Annotated in this window: 1 pseudogene; it reads left to right on the top strand. The window is 62.2% G+C overall.

The window, feature by feature from the left end:
* Window positions 1-60: 60 nt before the first annotated feature.
* Window positions 61-1000 (top strand): annotated as a pseudogene (locus tag IE168_RS14425) (IS5 family transposase).
* The last annotated feature ends 128 nt before the right edge of the window (window positions 1001-1128 follow it).

Below are 1128 nucleotides of genomic sequence, written 5' to 3'. Positions count from 1 at the left end.
TAGGGATGCTCTGAACAAATCCTTCGGCGACAATAGCGCAAGGTTCGACGGATGACGACGATGCAGCTGAGCTTCGGGGACGCGGAACACACGGGCAAGCGCAAGAAGACGCGGCGCGAGGTCTTCCTGGCGGAGATGGAGCAGGTGGTGCCCTGGAACGCGCTGTTGGCGTTGATCGTTCCGCACTACCCGAAGATGGGCCAGCGTGGCCCGCATTCACTTCCTGCAGCAGTGGTACGCGCTGAGCGACCCGGGCATGGAAGAGGCGCTGTACGAGATGCCGGTGATGCGCCGCTTCGCCCGCCTGGGTGGACTGGACAACATTCCCGACGAGACCACGATCCTCAATTTCCGACGGCTGCTGGAAACGCATGATCTGGCGCCGCAGATCCTGGAGCGGGTGAACGGGCACCTGGCACGCAAGGGCCAGAGCCTGAAAGCAGGGACGATCGTGGATGCCACGATCATCGCGGCGCCCAGCTCGACGAAGAACAAGGACGGCGAGCGTGACCCGGAGATGCACCAGACGAAGAAGGGCAACCAGTGGCACTTCGGGATGAAGGCGCACATTGGCGTGGACGAAGAGTCGGGCCTGGTGCACCACGTGGAATGCACGGCGGCGAACGTGAACGACGTGACGCAGGTGCACAAGCTGCTGCACGGCAAGGAAGACACGATTACAGGCGACAGCGGCTACACCGGTGCGGACAAGCGCGAGGAGTTGCAAGGCGTGGAGGCTGCGTTCTGGATTGCCGAGAAGCCGTCGAAGCTCCGTTCGATGAAGAACACGCGCGAGCGCAAGTACGCCGAACGCTGGGAGCACTTCAAGGCCAGCATTCGGGCGAAGGTGGAGCACCCGTTCCGGGTGGTGAAGCGTCAGTTCGGCTACACCAAGGTGCGTTACCGCGGCCTGGCGAAGAACACGGCGCAGGTGCTGACGTTGTTCGCGCTGTCGAACCTGTGGATGGCGCGGCGACGTTTGCTGCAGCCGTCGGGGTAAATCCGTCTGGTGGACGGGGAAACCCGTCGAAAGCCGCCAGAAATGGCGCAACTTTGATCAAATCGAGGTCGATCGAGCGCTCGACGCTGAAATCCAAGCTTCAGGGCGCTTTGATCAGACCTTCCCTA

This window comes from Luteimonas padinae, assembly GCF_014652935.1.
GTDB lineage: Bacteria > Pseudomonadota > Gammaproteobacteria > Xanthomonadales > Xanthomonadaceae > Luteimonas > Luteimonas padinae.
The sequence above is the reverse complement of the archived record's forward strand: the minus strand, read 5'-3'. Positions and strand labels throughout refer to the sequence as shown.